Source organism: Rhodomicrobium sp. (assembly GCF_047605405.1).
GTDB classification, from domain to species: domain Bacteria; phylum Pseudomonadota; class Alphaproteobacteria; order Rhizobiales; family Rhodomicrobiaceae; genus Rhodomicrobium; species Rhodomicrobium lacus.
Genome location: NZ_JASGFR010000015.1, coordinates 1 through 15,506, shown reverse-complemented (window position 1 = coordinate 15,506; position 15,506 = coordinate 1). Strand labels below are relative to the sequence as shown.

Genomic DNA, 15,506 nt, shown 5'->3' with positions numbered 1-15,506 from the left:
CAACCTATGATTGTCCTTTTGGGGATAACCAGCCTGGGGCGAGCCACACGCAAGCATCTTTTCCGATCTTGAAGGCCCAAGACCACGGGAGGGCCACATGACCGACATTGCCGCTACGCTGGACGCCTCGGCGACGCTCGCTGCCACGGGGCAAAACTTTCGACCTTTCAAGCCGCATCGCTGGACCGTGCAAAATACGCCGGCGGCGCTGAGGCTCGTGCCGGACCGCGACGGCGTTCCAGTCATTCCGCGCGACGATCTCGATTTTCTCCTGAACGCGAGCGCCCGCGATCTTCTGATCTGGCGATACGATCCGCGCTTCCCGATGGAGCGGAAATGCGCCTATCCCGAAGCGTCAGGATACCGACCGGATGAACTGATCGCCTTTCTGAAGACGCGTCAACCGCAGGATCAGGCGCGCGTATGTCCGCTTCTGCCGCTCGGACCGGTAAACGTGATGCGGCGAGCGTGGTTCAGCCCGACGCGGGTGGAATTTTTCATCTCGGTCGGCGTCGGCGCGGTCAGCGCGGTCCTGTCGTTTCAGGGGATCATGGCCATTCTGCTTTGAAGCCCCGCCGATGGGCAAGGCCGGTGCTCCACAATAAAAGGCCCCGGAAAGCCTGAGCCTCCGGGGCATTTCTTGAGAAAAACCGCAACCACGGACACGTGATCTGCTGGACGTCACCGGCTAATGGCTGAAAGACGGCGCCATCCGTGTAAGACCATGTGTAACAACAACATAGACCCTTATCGAGCGTTTGATAAGTGTCATTCGCATAAAATTTTGAGGCCGGGCCAAAAGTCGTGGCCCAGCCTCCCCGTGGCTACTCCGCCGCCTTGAGTTGCACGTCCTCCGGGGCGAGGCCGACCTTGGCCGCAACGCCCAGCCCGTACTCCGGATCGACCCTGTAAAAGTGCACGACCTGCCGCTTCACGATTTCTACCGGCACGCCTTGCAGGGCTTCGGCGATGTTACTGAACAGCCGTTCCTTCTGCTCCGCGTCGAACAGCCGGAACAGCGCGCGCGGCTGGCTGTAATCGTCATTGCCGATGCGGTGATTGTAGCGGTCCGCGTCGCCCGATATCCTGAGCGGCGGTTCGCGATATTGCGGTGCTTCCGCCGCGCCACCGAACGAATTCGGCTCGTAAAAGGCGTCGACATTGCCGGTCTGGCCACCGAAGAAGCGCATCGCGCCATCCTTGTGATAGTGATGCACGCCTGACTTCGGCGCGTTCACCGGCAGCGCCTCGTAATGGGTGCCGAGGCGATAGCGGTGCGCATCCGCATAGGAAAACACGCGCGCCTGCAGCATCTTGTCGGGGCTGTGGCCGATGCCGGGCACCACATTCGACGGCGAGAAGGCGAGTTGCTCGATCTCCGCGAAGTAATTGTCGGCGTTGCGGTTCAGTTCGAGGATGCCGACCTCGATCAGCGGAAAGTCGCCATGCGGCCAGACTTTCGTGAGGTCGAAGGGATTATACGGCGTCTTGTCGGCGTCGGTCTCCGGCATGATCTGCACGAAAAGGCGCCATTTCGGGAAGTCGCCACGGTCGATGGTGCCGAACAGTTCGCGCTGATAGCTTTCGCGATCCTTGCCGACCACGTCTTCCGCCTCGCGATTGGTGTAATGGCGGTGCCCTTGCAGCGTCTTGAAATGGAACTTCACCCAGAAGCGTTCATTCTGTGCGTTGATGAAGGAGTAAGTGTGCGAGCCGTAGCCGTTCATGAACTGCGGCGCGACCGGGATGCCGCGATCCGAGAACAGGATCGTCACCTGATGCAGGCTTTCGGGCGACAGCGACCAGAAATCCCACATCGCCGTCGGCGAGCGCAGGTTCGTCTTCGGGTGGCGCTTCTGCGTGTGAATGAAGTCGGGAAATTTCAGCGGATCGCGGACGAAGAAGACGGGCGTGTTGTTGCCGGCGAGATCCCAGTTGCCTTCCTCGGTGTAGAATTTCACCGAGAAGCCGCGCACGTCGCGTTCGGCATCGGCGGCGCCGAGTTCGCCCGCCACCGTCGAGAAGCGCGCGATGACATCGGTCTTCTTGCCGACATCGGAGAACAGCTTTGCACGGCTGTATTTCGTGATGTCGTTCGTCACGGTGAACGTACCATGCGCGCCCCAGCCCTTCGCATGCACCACGCGTTCGGGGATGCGTTCGCGATTTTGATGCGCGAGCTTTTCGAGCAGGTGGACGTCTTGCAGAAGCACCGGGCCGCGCTCGCCCGCGGTCAGAGAATTCTGGTTGTCGGGAACCGGAGCGCCCGCCGTCGTCGTCAAAATGGGTTTGTCGGCCATTTGTTTGCTTGCTCCCTGTTTAGAATTGCTCGAACTTAACCAGATAGCTCAATCAGGGCTATTCGCATTATCTGAAGTTGCGATAAGCTTATCTAATGGCAAATATCTCGCTGAAACAGCTTCGTTATTTCGATGCGCTCGCCCGCTCGCTGCATTTCGGCCGCGCGGCGGAAGCCTGTGCCGTAACGCAGCCCGCGCTTTCCATGCAGATACAAGAGCTTGAGCGCGAACTCGGGACGGCTCTGATCGAACGCACGCGTACAGGCGCGAAGCTCACCCGCGAGGGCGAGGAAGCCGCGCACCGCGTGGCGTCGATCCTGGCCGCCGTTCGCGATCTTGAGGCATCCGCGCAACAAGGTGACGCGCCGTTGTCCCACGCGCTTCGGATCGGCGTCATTCCTACCGTGGCCCCGTATATGCTTCCGCGTCTGCTGCCCGTGCTTCGCGAGGATTATCCCGATCTCGACGTCGAACTGCGCGAAAGCCAGACGGGACACCTCCTCGCCGACCTCGCGGGCGGACGGCTCGACACGGTGCTGCTGGCGCTTCCCGTCGATCTCCCCGACATCGAAACCCTCCCGCTGTTCGAGGACGAGTTCGTGTTCGCCGTGCCGGAAAGCCGCGTGGTGCCCGAGGGGGCGCTTGCCTCGCCGGACATGTTCGTCAATGAACGCATTCTGCTTCTCGAAGAAGGCCATTGCCTGCGCGATCAGGCGCTGAGCGTGTGCTCTCTGAACCGCGCGGGCAAGCTCGACACGATGGGCACGACGAGCCTTTCGACGCTGGTGCAGATGGTGGCGGGCGGCTTCGGCGTGACGCTCCTGCCGCGCATGAGCCTTGCCGTCGAAGCGCGGCCCGGCGTGCGGCTGATGCGCTTTGCGCCGCCGGTCCCGCATCGGACCATCGGCCTCGCCTGGCGGACATCGTCTCCACGCAAGGCGGATTTTCGCGAGCTTGGACGGATTGTGGCGGCGCTGGACGCCGGACAGAGCCAATGATCGGCGGGGTCAGTCGCCGTCGACCAGCCGCGCGATCTTGTCCGCCGTGTCCGAACCTGGCGCGGGCGTGTAAACCACCATGCGCAGGTCCGGGTCGCTCTCCACGATGAAGGCCGTGTATTCGAGCGACATCAGGCCGACCTTCGGATGGCGCACGGCCTTCACGCCCTCGCCGTGATTGCGCACGTCGTGGCGCGGCCACCACTGGTGAAACTCGGGGCTGAGGCGGTCGAGTTCGTCCACGAGTTCCAGAAAACGCGGATCGTTGCCCGCGCGCGCGAAATCGGCGCGGAAGATGGCGAGCGCCTTCCTGGCGTCCGCCTCCCAGTCGACCATCAGCGTCCGCCACGCGGGGTGCGTGAAGACGAGACGGATCGAGTTCCGCTCATGCGGCGCCATCGCGCCGTAATCGGCAAAGGTCAGCGCAACGGCGCGGTTCCAGCCGACGATGTCCCAGCGCTTCGTTCGGATATAGGCAGGCGAATAGGCGAGCCCGTCGAGCATGCGCTGGAGCGCTGCCGTGACCTCGCGAGGCCGCCATTCGGCCATTGCTGGCGGGCGCCCTTGCGCCAGAAGAAACAGGTGCTCGCGCTCGGCACGGTCGAGCCGCAGCGCCCGCGCGATGCCTTCAAGGGTTTGCGTCGAGACCTGAATTTCGCGGCCCTGTTCGAGCCACGTGTACCATGTCACGCTGACACCCGCGAGTTGCGCGACCTCCTCACGGCGCAGGCCGGGCGTGCGGCGGCGGCCCGCCGGAAAACCGCAGTCTGACGGGTCCAGCCGTGCGCGCCGCGATTGAAGAAACTCGCCGAGCGGGCGGCGGTCATATCCTGCGTGAGCGAGCGACATGGCAATCCGTCATCCTGTTAGCGCCAATACCAGTATAAACTGTGGCCTAGTAACATTATGCAGCATGGTTAGGATGGCGTCGAGGCAATAAAGAAAGGAGCCTTTCATGGAAAAGCGCAAACTCGGAACGCAAGGGCTCGAAGTGTCCGCCCTTGGCCTCGGCTGCATGGGCATGAGCTACGCCTATGGTGCGGCTGACGAAGCCGAAAGCATCGCGGTTCTTCACCGCGCGCTCGACCTCGGCATCACGCTGTTCGACACGGCTGAAATGTATGGGCCTTTCACGAACGAAGTGCTGGTGGGGCGCGCGCTGAAAGACCGACGCGACGAGGCGATCATTGCAACGAAGTTCGGCTTCGTGATCAAGGACGGCGCCCGCGAATTCAAGGCCAACGGCCGCCCGGAGCATGCGAAGAAGGTCTGCGACGAGTCGCTGAAGCGTCTCGGCGTCGACCACATCGACCTCTATTACCAGCACCGCGTCGACGTGAACGTCCCGATCGAAGAGACGGTGGGGGCGATGGGCGATCTCGTCCGCGCGGGCAAGGTGCGCTATATCGGCCTGTCGGAAGCGTCGCCCGCAACGCTGCGCCGCGCGCACAGGGAGTTTCCGGTTTCGGCGCTGCAAAGCGAATATTCGCTTTGGGAGCGAGGCGTCGAGGACGAGGTGTTGCAGACCTGCCGGGAGCTTGGCATCGGCTTCGTACCGTATAGCCCGCTTGGCAGGGGCTTCCTCACGGGCACGGCCAAGCGGGCGGAGGAATATCCCGAGGGCGATTTCCGTCGCACGCAGCCGCGCTTTGAAGGCGAGAATTTCGACCGCAATATCAGGATCGTCGATGCGGTGAAGGCAATCGCGAAGGCCAAGGGCGCGACGGCGGGGCAGGTTGCGCTCGCGTGGTTGCTGGCGCAAGGGCCGGACATCGTGCCGATCCCGGGAACCAAGCGGCGCAGATATCTCGAAGAGAACGTCGAAGCGGCACAGCTTGCCCTGACCGCCGAAGACCTTGCGGCGATCGACGAGGCCGCTCCGCGCGGGGCGGTGTCGGGAGAACGCTACGGCAGCGCCGCGCTGCTCGATCTGCTCGACAAGTAGCCGAGGCAAGGGAGCGCGCCCGCGCTCCCTTCATCTCATTGCGCGACGGGGTAGGGCGGCTGATGATAGCCCTTGGGGCTGTAGGTAAAGACCTCGACGCCCGTCGCCGTCACGCTAACCGTGTGCTCGAACTGCGCGGACAGCGAGCGGTCGCGCGTGACCGCCGTCCATCCGTCCGACAGCATCTTCACATGCGGCTTGCCGAGATTGATCATCGGCTCGACCGTGAAGATCATGCCTTCCTCAAGCATCACGCCTTCGCCCGGCACACCGTAATGGAGGATGTTCGGCTTGTCGTGGAAGACGCGGCCAACGCCGTGGCCGCAGAAGTCGCGCACCACGCTGCAACGCTCCGCTTCCGCGAAGACCTGGATCGCGTGGCCGATGTCGCCGACATGTGCGCCCGGCTTGATGACCGCAATGCCGCGCATCATGGCTTCGTGCGTCACCTCGATCAGGCGCTCGGCCTTCCGCGGCACCTTGCCGACCGTGTACATGCGGCTCGAGTCGCCGTGCCACCCGTCGAGGATCAGCGTCACGTCGACGTTGAGGATGTCGCCTTCGATGAGAACGCGCGGGCCGGGAATCCCGTGGCAAACCACATGATTAAGGGAGGTGCAGGTGGATTTCGTATAGCCGCGATAGTTGAGGGTGGCGGGAACGGCGCCGTGGTCCATCGCAAAGTTGAACACGAACTGGTCGATGGACTCCGTTGTGACGCCGGGTTTCACAAGGTCCGCGATCTGGTCGAGCGCAACCGCGCAAAGCTGCCCCGCCTTGCGCATGGCTTCAAAAGCTTCCGGCCCGTAAAGCCTGATCTTGCTGTCCTGTGCGAGCCTCACCGGCGCGCCGTAATCCGATCCGTTCATGCCAAGATCCCGCGCGCCCTCGCGCTCGATGGGTCAGTCGATATCCTTGCGCCGGACCCGTCCACCGGCAAGCCGGGGGCAGCGCTCCAGATGTTCAACCCGCAATATGGCAGGTGCCGGGCCAACCCACAACATCTGATGGCCGGATCATGATCGTTGCGCGGTCGCGCGGCGCGTTGCAGGGCGTGTCGCCATGGCGAGAGGCACGCTTTCCTGTTAGTTTCCGCGAAACCGCTTGCAAAGAGGCTCCCATGACCGGCGCGTCAGTATCCGCTTCCGAAGTCACCGCCGCGCTGCTCGTCATCGGCGACGAGATCCTGTCGGGGCGGACCAAGGACAAGAATATCGGCACCATCGCCGACCACTGCACCGAAAACGGCATCCGGCTGAAGGAAGTGCGGGTCGTGGCCGATGAAGAACCCGCGATCATCGCAGCCGTCGATGCGCTGCGCGCGGCTTACGACTACGTGTTCACCACCGGCGGCATCGGCCCGACGCATGACGACATCACGGCCGACGCCATTGCGAAGGCTTTCGGCGTTGCGCTTCCCATCGATGAGCGCGCCCGCGCGCTGCTGCTCGAACGTATCCCCGAGGGCGAGATGACGCCCGCCAGGCTGCGCATGGCGCGCATTCCCGTTGGAGCGGACCTGATCGAAAACTCCGTGTCCAAGGCGCCCGGCTTCATGATCGGCAATGTGATCGTCATGGCGGGCGTGCCCTCGATCATGCAGGCGATGCTGAAGGCGGTAACGCCGAGACTTCGCACGGGCGCGAAGATGTTGTCCGTCTCGGTGCGCGTGGACCGGCCCGAAGGCGCGGTCGCGGCCCCGCTTGAAGCGTGCCAGCGCACCTTCCCGGATGTGCCGATGGGCAGCTATCCCTTCATGGACGAGGGGCGCTACGGCACGACGCTTGTGCTGCGCTCCGTCGACGAGGCGCGGCTTGCGGCGGCGAAAGCGGACCTTGAGGCGCGGCTTGCCGCCGTTTTCGGCGATCCGGCGGACGGGAAGTAAGGTCAGCCTTTTGCCTGCCGGATCGTGATTTCGAGCGCGCCGTCTTCCGCTTCGCGCGACCCGATCCACACGCAGCCGGAGACGCGGCAGAAGTCTCGGAAGTCTTCCGGCGCGAGCGGATCGGTTGCGAGGATGTGCACGAGCGTGCCGCCTGCTATGGCGCGCAGGTGTTTCTTCGCGAGCAGAACCGGCAACGGGCAGGAAAGGCCGCGCGTGTCGATGGTGATCGTGTCCGTCATCGCGGGGAACGCGTCGCGCCTTCCACGAGCGCCAGCAGCCCCTTCAGAAGGTCGGTTGGCGTCGGCGGGCAACCCGGTATCGCAAGATCGACGGGAACGATTTTCGCCACGGCACCCGCGCAGGCATGACTTTCGGAGTACACACCGCAGCCCGCCGCGCAATCACCCGCCGCGACGACCCATTTCGGATCGGGCGTCGCCGCATAGGTGCGTTCCAGCCCCTCGCGCATGTTCCAGGAGACGGCGCCGGTCACGAGCAATACATCGGCGTGGCGAGGCGATGCGACGAACTTGAGGCCGAAGCGCTCGACATCGTAGACCGGGTTGCCGAGCGCGTGGATTTCGAGTTCGCAGGCGTTGCATGAGCCCGCGTCGACCTCGCGAATGGCGAGCGACCGGCCAAGGCGCGCGCGGGCGCGGGTCCCGAGTGCGCGGGCGAGATCGGCCACCGCCGCTTCATCCGCGGAGGGCGCGCGTTCCGTGGCTGGGCCTTTCAGGAGCGCATCGAGAAGGAGAATGTGCATCGGTGTGTCCTTACAGATCCACGCCCGAATAGGAGCAGTTGAACGACTTGTTGCACAACGGGAAGTCGGCGACGATGTTGCCCTTGATCGCGGTTTCGAGCAGCGGCCACTGGAACCAGGAGGCATCGCGCGCATGCATGTGTGCGATGCGGCCTTCGTCCTCGATGCGCACGGCAACGAACAGGTCGCCGCGGAAGGCTTCCACCAGCGCTGCGCCCGAGCCCGGCTGAAAAGGCGGAGGAGCAGCGCGGATCGGGCCGTCTTCGAGGCGGCCCAGTAACTGGCGGATGATGGCGGCGCTTTCGGCGATTTCCTCGATGCGAATCCAGATGCGCGCGTCCACGTCGCTTTCCTCGCGCGTCGGCACCTTGAAGGCGACGAGATCGTAAGGCGAATAGGGGAAGGCCCTGCGCGCGTCGAAGGCGCGTCCACCGGCCCGGCCGACGAAGCCGCCCGCCGCGAACTGGCGGATGAAATCGGGCTCCACGATGCCGGTGCCGTGCGTGCGGTTTTGCAGCGATGGCGACTGGTCGTAGGCGCGGATCACGCGATGGAAGCCCGTCTCGATGCGCTCCAGCAGCGCGAGGATCGCCGCCGCGCCGCTCGCATCGATGTCGCGGACGACGCCGCCCGGCACGACGGCGTCCATCATCAGGCGATGGCCGAAAAGCGCATCCTGTGAGCGCAGGATGTCTTCGCGGATGAGCGAACAGCGGGCGAGGAGCGCCGCGACGGCTGCGTCGTTGCAGATGCCGCCGACATCGCCGACATGGTGCGAGAGCCGTTCGAGTTCGGCCATCACGCCGCGCAGGATTTGTCCGCGCGGCGGCACGTCCCAGCCGAGCGCGGCCTCGACCGCGCGCGAAAACGCGAAGCTGTAGGCGACGGTGCTGTCGCCCGACATGCGCGCGGCAAGTCTCGCGGCCTTTTCGACCGGCGCGCCTTGCGCCAGCGCTTCGACGCCCTTGTGCACATAGCCGAGCCGCGCTTCGAGGCGCGCGACCGTCTCCCCGTTGGCGGTGAAGCGGAAATGCCCCGGCTCGATGATCCCCGCATGCACCGGGCCGACGGGGATCTGATGCAGGCCGTTGCCATCGACCAAGAGGAAATGATAGCCCGGCTCATGCTCCCGCCCCGGCCAGACGCCGTGATCGAGCCAGCGGCGCTCGTCGGGAATGCCCTCCGGTATCGCGCCGTAGAGGTCGCGCATCGCGCGTTCGAGGCGCAGCGCTGGCGCATGATGGAGGCCGACGGACGGGTAAGCGCCCGCCTTGAGCGTGAGCGAGACGATGGCGCGGCAGTTCTCCCTGGCATCCCAAAGCGCCATGCGGACGTGGTGATCGTCGATCCACAGCGCGCCGAGATCGTGCCAGCCGGCGGCACAGCCTCTGGCAAGGCCGATCCAAAGCGCCGTGTCTGCTTCGATGCGTGCGAAACCATCGGCGCGAACCTGCAGCGCGGCGCGGATCGCGTCGGCGAGCGCAACCGGCTCCGTATCGGCACCTCTCTCGTTCAGGGCGATCATCCGAGCGTCTCCGCAGCGCGCTTGAACCAGACGACGACGGCGGGGGGCAGAAACAGCCCCGCGATCAGGATCAGCGACAGATGGACGAAGATCGGCGCCGATGCCGCGCTGACGGGATGATTGGGGGTGGTCGGTTCGCCGAAGAGAATGTCCTGAAGACGCATGAGCAGCGCGCCCAGCGCGACAAGCAGGCCGAATGCCACCGCAAGGGCGAGCAACGGCTCGCGCGCGAAGGTGGAGGTGAGAATCAGGAATTCGCTCATGAACGCCCCGAACGGCGGCAGCCCGGAAATTGCGATCACCCCCGCCGCGAGCGCGACCGAGAGCACCGGGTTCGAAACCGACAGCCCGCGTATGGCGGAAAGCTCCTGCGTGCCTTTCGCCTGCGTGACATGGCCGACCGCGAAGAAGATCGCCGATTTCGTGAGGCTGTGCATCACCATGTGCAACAGCGCCGCGAAGTTCAAGAGCGGGCCGCCGAGGCCGAAGGCGAAGGTGATGAGGCCCATGTGCTCGATGGAGGAATAGGCGAACAGCCGTTTGATGTCCTGCCGCTGGTAGAGCATGAACGCCGCGAAGATCAGCGACACGAGGCCCATGGTGATGAGGATCGGCCCCGGTTCGAGCGCGTGCGGGTTCGCCGCGATCAGCATCTTGAAGCGGAGCAGCGCGAACAGCGCGACGTTGAGGAGCAGGCCCGACAGCACGGCTGAAATCGGTGTCGGTCCTTCGGCGTGGGCGTCGGGCAGCCACGCATGCAGCGGCGCGAGGCCGACCTTCGTGCCATAGCCGACGAGCAGAAAGATGAACGCGATGTTGAGCAGCGGCGCGTCGAGTTGCGGCGCGATCTTGAGAAGCTCGCTCCACGTCATCGCCGCCTCGCCTTCGCCGAGAACGCCCTGTCCCGCGAGATAGACGAGGATCGTACCGAAGAAGGCCAGCGAAATGCCGACGATGCCGAGGATGAAGTATTTCCACGCGGCTTCGAGCGCTGCGGGCGTGCGGTAGATGCCCACCATGATGACGGTCATGAGCGTCGCGAATTCGAGGCCCACCCACATCAGGCCGATGTTGTTGGCGAGCAGCGCGAGGTTCATCGCGCCCATCATTCCCTGAAACATCGCATGGTAGAAGCGCACGAACAGCGGCGTGAGGTGGCCGGTTTCGATCTCGTGACGGATGTAGCTGCGGCTGAAGAGCGACGTGGTGAAGCCGACGAGCGTGTTCAGGATGATGAAGAACTTGTTGAGGTCGTCGAGGATCACATAGGTCTCGGTGACGGGCGGCAGCGCGAGGAAGGAAAGCCCCGCCGCGAAGGTGAGGCCCGATGCGAGCACGTTGCCGAGCGCGGTCAGCCGATAGCTCGGGCTCAGCGCGAGCAGGATTGCGGACAGGAACGGTATGCCAACGACGGCATAAACGGCCTCGTTCATCGATGCGCCCTCGCCGCTCTCACCTTGTCGAGGCTTTCCACGTCGACGCTGTCGAAGCGCTCGCGGATGCGGAACAGGAACACCGCGAAGACGAACAGCGCGATGAGCACGGAGAACGCGACGCTCACCTCGACCACGAGCGGCATGCCGCGCGCGCCGGTCGCCGCGAGGATGAGGCCGTTCTCGATCGACATGAAGCCGACGATCTGCGTCACGGCATTGCGGCGCAGGATCATCTGGAGGAAGCCGAGCAGGATGATCGCGAGCGCCAGCGCCAGCCCTTCGCGCGTGAAAGACGCGGCGCCCGGCGTGACCTTCAGCACGAGCAGGAGCGCGAGGCTCGTCAGCCCGAGACCGAGGAACATGGCGACGCCGACATTGACCACCTGATCGACGTCACGCTTGATGCCGAGTTTCTCGACCATGCGGTTGAGCGCGACGGGGATGATGATGCCCTTGAGGCCGAAAGCCATGGCCGCCGTGATGAACAGATCCGGCGCGTTGCGGACATAGCCCTGCCAGGCGACGGCGAGCGACAGCATGATCGCTTGCACCGCAAACGTGTTCAGCACCGCAAGAATACGATCCTGATAAAGGAGCGTGAAGCTGCAGACGAGCATCATGCCCGCAAGGAAGTGTGCGATGTCATAGGCGTTGGTCACCGCTGCACCTCCCGGGACAGGAATTCGAGCAGGATTGCGAGGAAGGCGAAGATGAATGCGCCGCCGAGGAACTCGCTCATGCGGAAGACGCGCATCTTCGCGATGCTGACTTCCCACACGCCGAGCGCGACGGCCGCCAGGACGAGCTTGGCGAGATAGGTGCCGATGCCGATGGCCCATGCAGCGGCGCTTCCGTCGAACGGCGCCATGCCGAAAGGCAGGAACAGGCAGATGATGAGCGAAATGTAGAGCGTGAGTTTCAGGTGTCCGGCGGCCTCGATCATGGCGAGGTGGCGTCCCGAATATTCGAGCACCATCGCCTCGTGCACCATGGTGAGTTCGAGATGGGTGGCGGGGTTGTCGACCGGGATGCGGGCATTTTCCGCCATCGCCACGATGACGAGCGCGACGAAGGCCAGCGCGAAGGAGACGCGGATTTCGATCGGCTGCGAGATGAGAAACTGCGCCACTTCGGGCAGCCGCGTGGTGCCCGCCGCGAATGCGATGGTGAGCGCGACGAGAAGCGATGCGGGCTCTGCCAGCGAGGCGATCATCATTTCGCGCGACGAGCCGATGCCGCCGAAGGCTGTCCCTGCGTCCATCGCGGCGAGCGCGAGCAGCGCGCGGGCCGCTCCGATCAGCGCGACGAGGGCGACGACGTCGGCGGCCCAGTTGAACATCAGCCCCGAAGCGAGCGTCGGCACCAGCGCCGCCGCAACCCAGGTAAACGCGAAGATCATGTAAGGCGCGGAACGGAAAAACCACGTCGCGTTCGGCGCAAGTACGGACTCCTTGCGCACGAGCTTCAGCAGGTCGCGATAGGGCTGGAATATGGAAGGCCCGCGCCGTCGCATCAGGCGCGCCTTCACCTTCCGCGTGATGCCCGTCACCGCAGGCGCGATGGCCAGCACGAAGAACATTTGCGCGCCCTGAGCGACGAAGGATTGAACGGTTGCGGGCATCACATGAACGTCGCGGTTATGACGAGCAGCACGATCAGCGTGGAGAACATCAGCACGAGATAGCGGCGGATCGTCAGGTAGTGGATGTGGTCGAAACGCTCCGAAAGCGCCCAGAGCGCCTTGGCGGGCATGGCGTAAAGAAAGCGCCATAGATAGTCCGCAAAGCGGATGCGGAAGTGACCTTCGCGCAAGCTCCCGGGCGGCGGCATCTCGACGGTCTCGGTCGCGCTGTAGACGACCCCGCCATAGACACGGCGCAGCGGCTGGCTGTAGCTCGACGCGGTATATTGTGTCGCTGGCGAAGGATCGGGGAAGCCGCAGTCCCATGCGGGCGAGCGCCGCGTCTTGCGCGTGGCGAACAGGTGCACGGCGGCCATGGTTGTGAGCGACGACACGGCGACAAAAAGCGCGATCATGGGCGCGTCGTAGATCGCGCGGCCCTGATCGAAGGCGATGAGCGAGAAGGGCGTGGGGCCGGTCTGCGTGTTGATCGCGGCGGCGCCTCCGGCGTACTCGACGAGCAGCGGGTTCAGCGCGAACGCCGTCAACCCGCCAAGGAGGCCGCCGAGAATGCAGAGAAGGGCAAGCAGTCCGATGGCGAGCGTCTGCGTGAACGGTGCTTCATGCGCGTTTGCCGCCTCGGGGCTGCGAGGGCGGCCAAGGAACACGGTCCCAAAAGCGCGCACGAAGCAGGCGGCCGCGAGGCCCGCCGCGAGCGCCAGCATCGCGCCGAGCACGGGCGACAGGAAACGCAGGATAGGTTCAGGGAAGACTGGCCCGGTCAGCACAGCCTGAAACAGCAGCCATTCGGAGACGAAGCCGTTGAGAGGAGGTAGCGCTGAGATGGCCAGCGCGCCGATAAGCCAGAAGGCCGATGTCTTCGGCATGCGATGGATGAGGCCGCCGAGCCTGTCGAGTTGCTTCGTACCGGTTGCGTGCAATACCGCGCCCGCGCCGAGAAACAGAAGCGACTTGAACCAGGAGTGATTCAACGCATGAATCAGCGCGGCGGCGAGCGCGATCCCCGCCGCCGGCGGGATATTCGACGATTTGAACGCGATGGCGAGCCCGAGGCCGGCAAAGATGATGCCGACATTCTCGATGGTGGAGTAGGCGAGCAATCGCTTCAGATCCTGATCCTGCACGGCATAAAGGAGTGCGCCGACAGCCGAAGCCGCGCCGAGCAGGATGAACGGCAGCGACCACCACCATTGCGGATCGCCGAGCAGGTCGAAAACCACGCGGATGACCGCATAAATCGCCACCTTCGTCATGACGCCGCTCATGAGCGCGGAAACGTGGCTCGGCGCGGCGGGATGGGCGAGCGGCAGCCAAGCGTGAAGCGGCATGATGCCCGCCTTCGACCCGGCGCCGAACAGCGCTGCGCCGAGGACCAGCGCCGAGACCAGCGGCGTCAGATGGCTCGCGCGCATCGTGTCGAACGCGTAGCCGCCGGACGCACCGGCGAGGCCGCCAAAGGCAAACAGCAGCGCCATCGTTCCGCCCGCCGCCATGATGAGATAGACGTAGCCCGCCTTGCGGCTGTCGGGGTCGGCATGCCGCGAGACGACGAGCGCCCACGACGAGAGCGACATCAGTTCCCAGAAGAAAAGGAAACCGAACGCGTCGTCGGCGAGGAGCACGGCGTTCATCGCGGCGCAAAACGCGGGATAGAGCGGCTCCACGCGCTTTGAAAGGTCGTCGCGCTTGATGCCCGTGCCGTAGAGGCTTGCCATGAGCACGCCGACATTCACGACGAAGCCGAAGAAGGCAGAAAGCTTGTCGAGGCGAATGTGGAGGCCGACACCCGGAAGGCCGACCGGCAAGTGCTCCTTCAGCGTGACTTCACTGAAGAAGGCGGAAACATCGGCAACAACGGCGAGCGAAGCCGCGATCATGGAGGCCACGTAGACGAAACCGAGCCAGCGCCGGGGCACGAAAACCGCAATGAGCGCTGCTCCGGCATAGATCGCGAGCGCGGCAAAAAGCGCCTGAAGCTGCCAGTCCGCGCCGATCATTCCTCGGCCCTCTCCGGCGGCTTCTTGAGGCGAACGCCGCGTCCGCCGCCGCTCGATACGGCTCCCTCGCCGATGAGTTCCACGCCCGCCCGATCCAGCGCTTCGACGATCTTGGTGAGGCTGTCGACCACGCCGCGAACGATGCCGGGACTTGCTTCCATGCGCTGAACGGTCGGCAAGGAAACGCCAGCCTGATCGGCCAAAGTCTTCTGGTCGATGCCGATAAGCGAGCGCGCAGCGCGCAACTGGGCTCCGGTAAGCACCGAACTTCCCCCCTCGAACTCTGGATCGGCCCGCCGTCAAATCGGACTCGATTTGACGCAGGGAAGCTGATCGACAACCGCACCGCGTTTGATTTGCCGCACGAGGCTTTCAGGACGCTTTCGAACGAATTGTTTCGCGTGGCGAAAACGCGCCAAATCCTGAAGGCAAACCCTCGCGATTGCGGGTCGCAAAGGCTACGATTGTGAATTTAAACCCCTAAGGCTGATGTCTCAAGCATCAATTTCGATGGAAAACGGTGATCGGGGTGAACGGCGTTTTCCACTTCGATTCCTCCCGCAGGGGGGCGAAATCCTTTTGGAAGGCTTGGGACCGAGAGCGCCGTTGCGTCAATCAGACGCGCGGCATGGCGCTGTTCAGCGTCTTCCGAGGGCGAATTGCGCGGCTCTTCGGAGCGATGCAGCGCACAGCCGGGAGCGGGGCGGCGAGTTGTCCTCGCGATCGAGCCGTGCTCCCGCCCGGATGAACATGCACAGCGTTATCGCGGGGCGGGCTGCCGCATCTCCCCGCCCGGTCCGGTGGCGGGAGGCGCGGCGCACCTGTTCGGCAGTTCCAGGGCGTATCCGCTTTGATTTATCTATCTAGTCGTCGTGTCGCGCATCGTGACGGAAAACCGCTGCACACTTTTCCGGGCGCGCGCGCTCGCAAAGTGTATCGGGTGAGAAGGGAATACCGGGATAGCGGCACCCGGTTGACCCGCGCGATGCTTACCCGTTCACCCGTTCACCCGTTC

15 protein-coding genes are annotated in these 15,506 nt (G+C 64.4%); 4 read left to right on the top strand and 11 right to left on the bottom strand.

All coding sequences use genetic code 11. The annotated features are described in order from the left end of the window. Positions 1-97: 97 nt before the first annotated feature. Positions 98-568: a hypothetical protein gene (locus QM659_RS07845; RefSeq protein ID WP_415187987.1), complete on the top strand. Its 471-nt coding sequence runs from the start codon at positions 98-100 to the stop codon at positions 566-568. A gap of 256 nt (positions 569-824) precedes the next feature. Here QM659_RS07845 and QM659_RS07840 read toward each other — a convergent pair whose 3' ends face one another. Beyond that, on the bottom strand, positions 825-2,300 hold the full coding sequence (locus QM659_RS07840) for a catalase (RefSeq protein WP_415187986.1): 1,476 nt from the start codon (positions 2,298-2,300) through the stop codon (positions 825-827). A 95-nt stretch (positions 2,301-2,395) separates the two neighbouring features. Here QM659_RS07840 and QM659_RS07835 point away from each other — a divergent pair, with 95 nt between their 5' ends. Continuing rightward, positions 2,396-3,298 carry a LysR substrate-binding domain-containing protein gene (locus QM659_RS07835; protein WP_415187985.1) on the top strand — a complete coding sequence of 301 codons (903 nt, stop codon included), beginning with the start codon at positions 2,396-2,398 and terminating at the stop codon, positions 3,296-3,298. A 9-nt stretch (positions 3,299-3,307) separates the two neighbouring features. Here the strand turns inward: QM659_RS07835 and QM659_RS07830 are convergent, their stop codons facing one another. Beyond that, entirely contained in the window at positions 3,308-4,147 is an 840-nt protein-coding gene (locus tag QM659_RS07830) for a helix-turn-helix transcriptional regulator (protein WP_415187984.1), read from the bottom strand. Positions 4,148-4,253: 106 nt separating this feature from the next. Between QM659_RS07830 and QM659_RS07825 the strand changes: the two genes are divergently transcribed. Next, complete coding sequence (locus QM659_RS07825) at positions 4,254-5,243, top strand: aldo/keto reductase (RefSeq protein ID WP_415187983.1); 990 nt, start codon at positions 4,254-4,256, stop codon at positions 5,241-5,243. Between the two features lie 35 nt (positions 5,244-5,278). Here QM659_RS07825 and map read toward each other — a convergent pair whose 3' ends face one another. Next, entirely contained in the window at positions 5,279-6,112 is an 834-nt protein-coding gene (gene map, locus QM659_RS07820; RefSeq protein WP_415187982.1) for a type I methionyl aminopeptidase, read from the bottom strand. A 251-nt stretch (positions 6,113-6,363) separates the two neighbouring features. On the opposite strand from map, the gene QM659_RS07815 reads away from it, so the two are divergent. Beyond that, the gene (locus QM659_RS07815; RefSeq protein ID WP_415187981.1) at positions 6,364-7,128 is read left to right on the top strand and encodes a competence/damage-inducible protein A; all 765 of its coding nucleotides are present in this window, start codon (positions 6,364-6,366) and stop codon (positions 7,126-7,128) included. Between the two features lie 2 nt (positions 7,129-7,130). Here the strand turns inward: QM659_RS07815 and QM659_RS07810 are convergent, their stop codons facing one another. Genes QM659_RS07810 through QM659_RS07775 form a run of 8 tightly spaced genes read right to left on the bottom strand, consistent with a single transcriptional unit; the run spans position 7,131 to position 14,754 of the window. Then, positions 7,131-7,367 (bottom strand): sulfurtransferase TusA family protein, encoded by a 237-nt coding sequence (locus QM659_RS07810; protein WP_415187980.1) that lies wholly within the window; start codon positions 7,365-7,367, stop codon positions 7,131-7,133. Continuing rightward, a complete protein-coding gene (locus QM659_RS07805; protein WP_415187979.1) occupies positions 7,364-7,891 on the bottom strand; it encodes an NADH-quinone oxidoreductase subunit B family protein in 528 nt (175 codons plus the stop codon). Before QM659_RS07805 ends, QM659_RS07810 begins: the two co-directional genes overlap by 4 nt. 10 nt (positions 7,892-7,901) lie before the next feature. Next, positions 7,902-9,416, bottom strand: coding sequence for an NADH-quinone oxidoreductase subunit C (locus tag QM659_RS07800; RefSeq protein ID WP_415187978.1), 1,515 nt, complete (start codon positions 9,414-9,416; stop codon positions 7,902-7,904). Continuing rightward, positions 9,413-10,849: a hydrogenase 4 subunit F gene (locus tag QM659_RS07795; protein WP_415187977.1), complete on the bottom strand. Its 1,437-nt coding sequence runs from the start codon at positions 10,847-10,849 to the stop codon at positions 9,413-9,415. The genes QM659_RS07800 and QM659_RS07795 overlap by 4 nt, the downstream gene beginning before the upstream one ends. Next, positions 10,846-11,511: a hydrogenase-4 component E gene (locus QM659_RS07790; RefSeq protein WP_245433944.1), complete on the bottom strand. Its 666-nt coding sequence runs from the start codon at positions 11,509-11,511 to the stop codon at positions 10,846-10,848. The genes QM659_RS07795 and QM659_RS07790 overlap by 4 nt, the downstream gene beginning before the upstream one ends. Further along, a complete protein-coding gene (locus QM659_RS07785) occupies positions 11,508-12,473 on the bottom strand; it encodes a respiratory chain complex I subunit 1 family protein (RefSeq protein ID WP_415187976.1) in 966 nt (321 codons plus the stop codon). Before QM659_RS07785 ends, QM659_RS07790 begins: the two co-directional genes overlap by 4 nt. Further along, the gene (gene hyfB / locus QM659_RS07780) at positions 12,473-14,491 is read right to left on the bottom strand and encodes a hydrogenase 4 subunit B (protein WP_415187975.1); all 2,019 of its coding nucleotides are present in this window, start codon (positions 14,489-14,491) and stop codon (positions 12,473-12,475) included. Before hyfB ends, QM659_RS07785 begins: the two co-directional genes overlap by 1 nt. Beyond that, positions 14,488-14,754, bottom strand: coding sequence for a helix-turn-helix domain-containing protein (locus QM659_RS07775; RefSeq protein ID WP_037236944.1), 267 nt, complete (start codon positions 14,752-14,754; stop codon positions 14,488-14,490). Before QM659_RS07775 ends, hyfB begins: the two co-directional genes overlap by 4 nt. Between the last annotated feature and the right edge of the window lie 752 nt (positions 14,755-15,506).

Bases quoted from the DNA above. Each gene is read 5' to 3' on its own strand.
- QM659_RS07845 (WP_415187987.1), top strand. From the start codon at position 98: ATGACCGACATTGCCGCTACGCTGGACGCCTCGGCGACGCTCGCTGCC.
- QM659_RS07840 (WP_415187986.1), bottom strand. From the start codon at position 2,300: ATGGCCGACAAACCCATTTTGACGACGACGGCGGGCGCTCCGGTTCCC.
- QM659_RS07835 (WP_415187985.1), top strand. From the start codon at position 2,396: ATGGCAAATATCTCGCTGAAACAGCTTCGTTATTTCGATGCGCTCGCC.
- QM659_RS07830 (WP_415187984.1), bottom strand. From the start codon at position 4,147: ATGTCGCTCGCTCACGCAGGATATGACCGCCGCCCGCTCGGCGAGTTT.
- QM659_RS07825 (WP_415187983.1), top strand. From the start codon at position 4,254: ATGGAAAAGCGCAAACTCGGAACGCAAGGGCTCGAAGTGTCCGCCCTT.
- map (WP_415187982.1), bottom strand. From the start codon at position 6,112: ATGAACGGATCGGATTACGGCGCGCCGGTGAGGCTCGCACAGGACAGC.
- QM659_RS07815 (WP_415187981.1), top strand. From the start codon at position 6,364: ATGACCGGCGCGTCAGTATCCGCTTCCGAAGTCACCGCCGCGCTGCTC.
- QM659_RS07810 (WP_415187980.1), bottom strand. From the start codon at position 7,367: ATGACGGACACGATCACCATCGACACGCGCGGCCTTTCCTGCCCGTTG.
- QM659_RS07805 (WP_415187979.1), bottom strand. From the start codon at position 7,891: ATGCACATTCTCCTTCTCGATGCGCTCCTGAAAGGCCCAGCCACGGAA.
- QM659_RS07800 (WP_415187978.1), bottom strand. From the start codon at position 9,416: ATGATCGCCCTGAACGAGAGAGGTGCCGATACGGAGCCGGTTGCGCTC.
- QM659_RS07795 (WP_415187977.1), bottom strand. From the start codon at position 10,849: ATGAACGAGGCCGTTTATGCCGTCGTTGGCATACCGTTCCTGTCCGCA.
- QM659_RS07785 (WP_415187976.1), bottom strand. From the start codon at position 12,473: ATGCCCGCAACCGTTCAATCCTTCGTCGCTCAGGGCGCGCAAATGTTC.
- hyfB (WP_415187975.1), bottom strand. From the start codon at position 14,491: ATGATCGGCGCGGACTGGCAGCTTCAGGCGCTTTTTGCCGCGCTCGCG.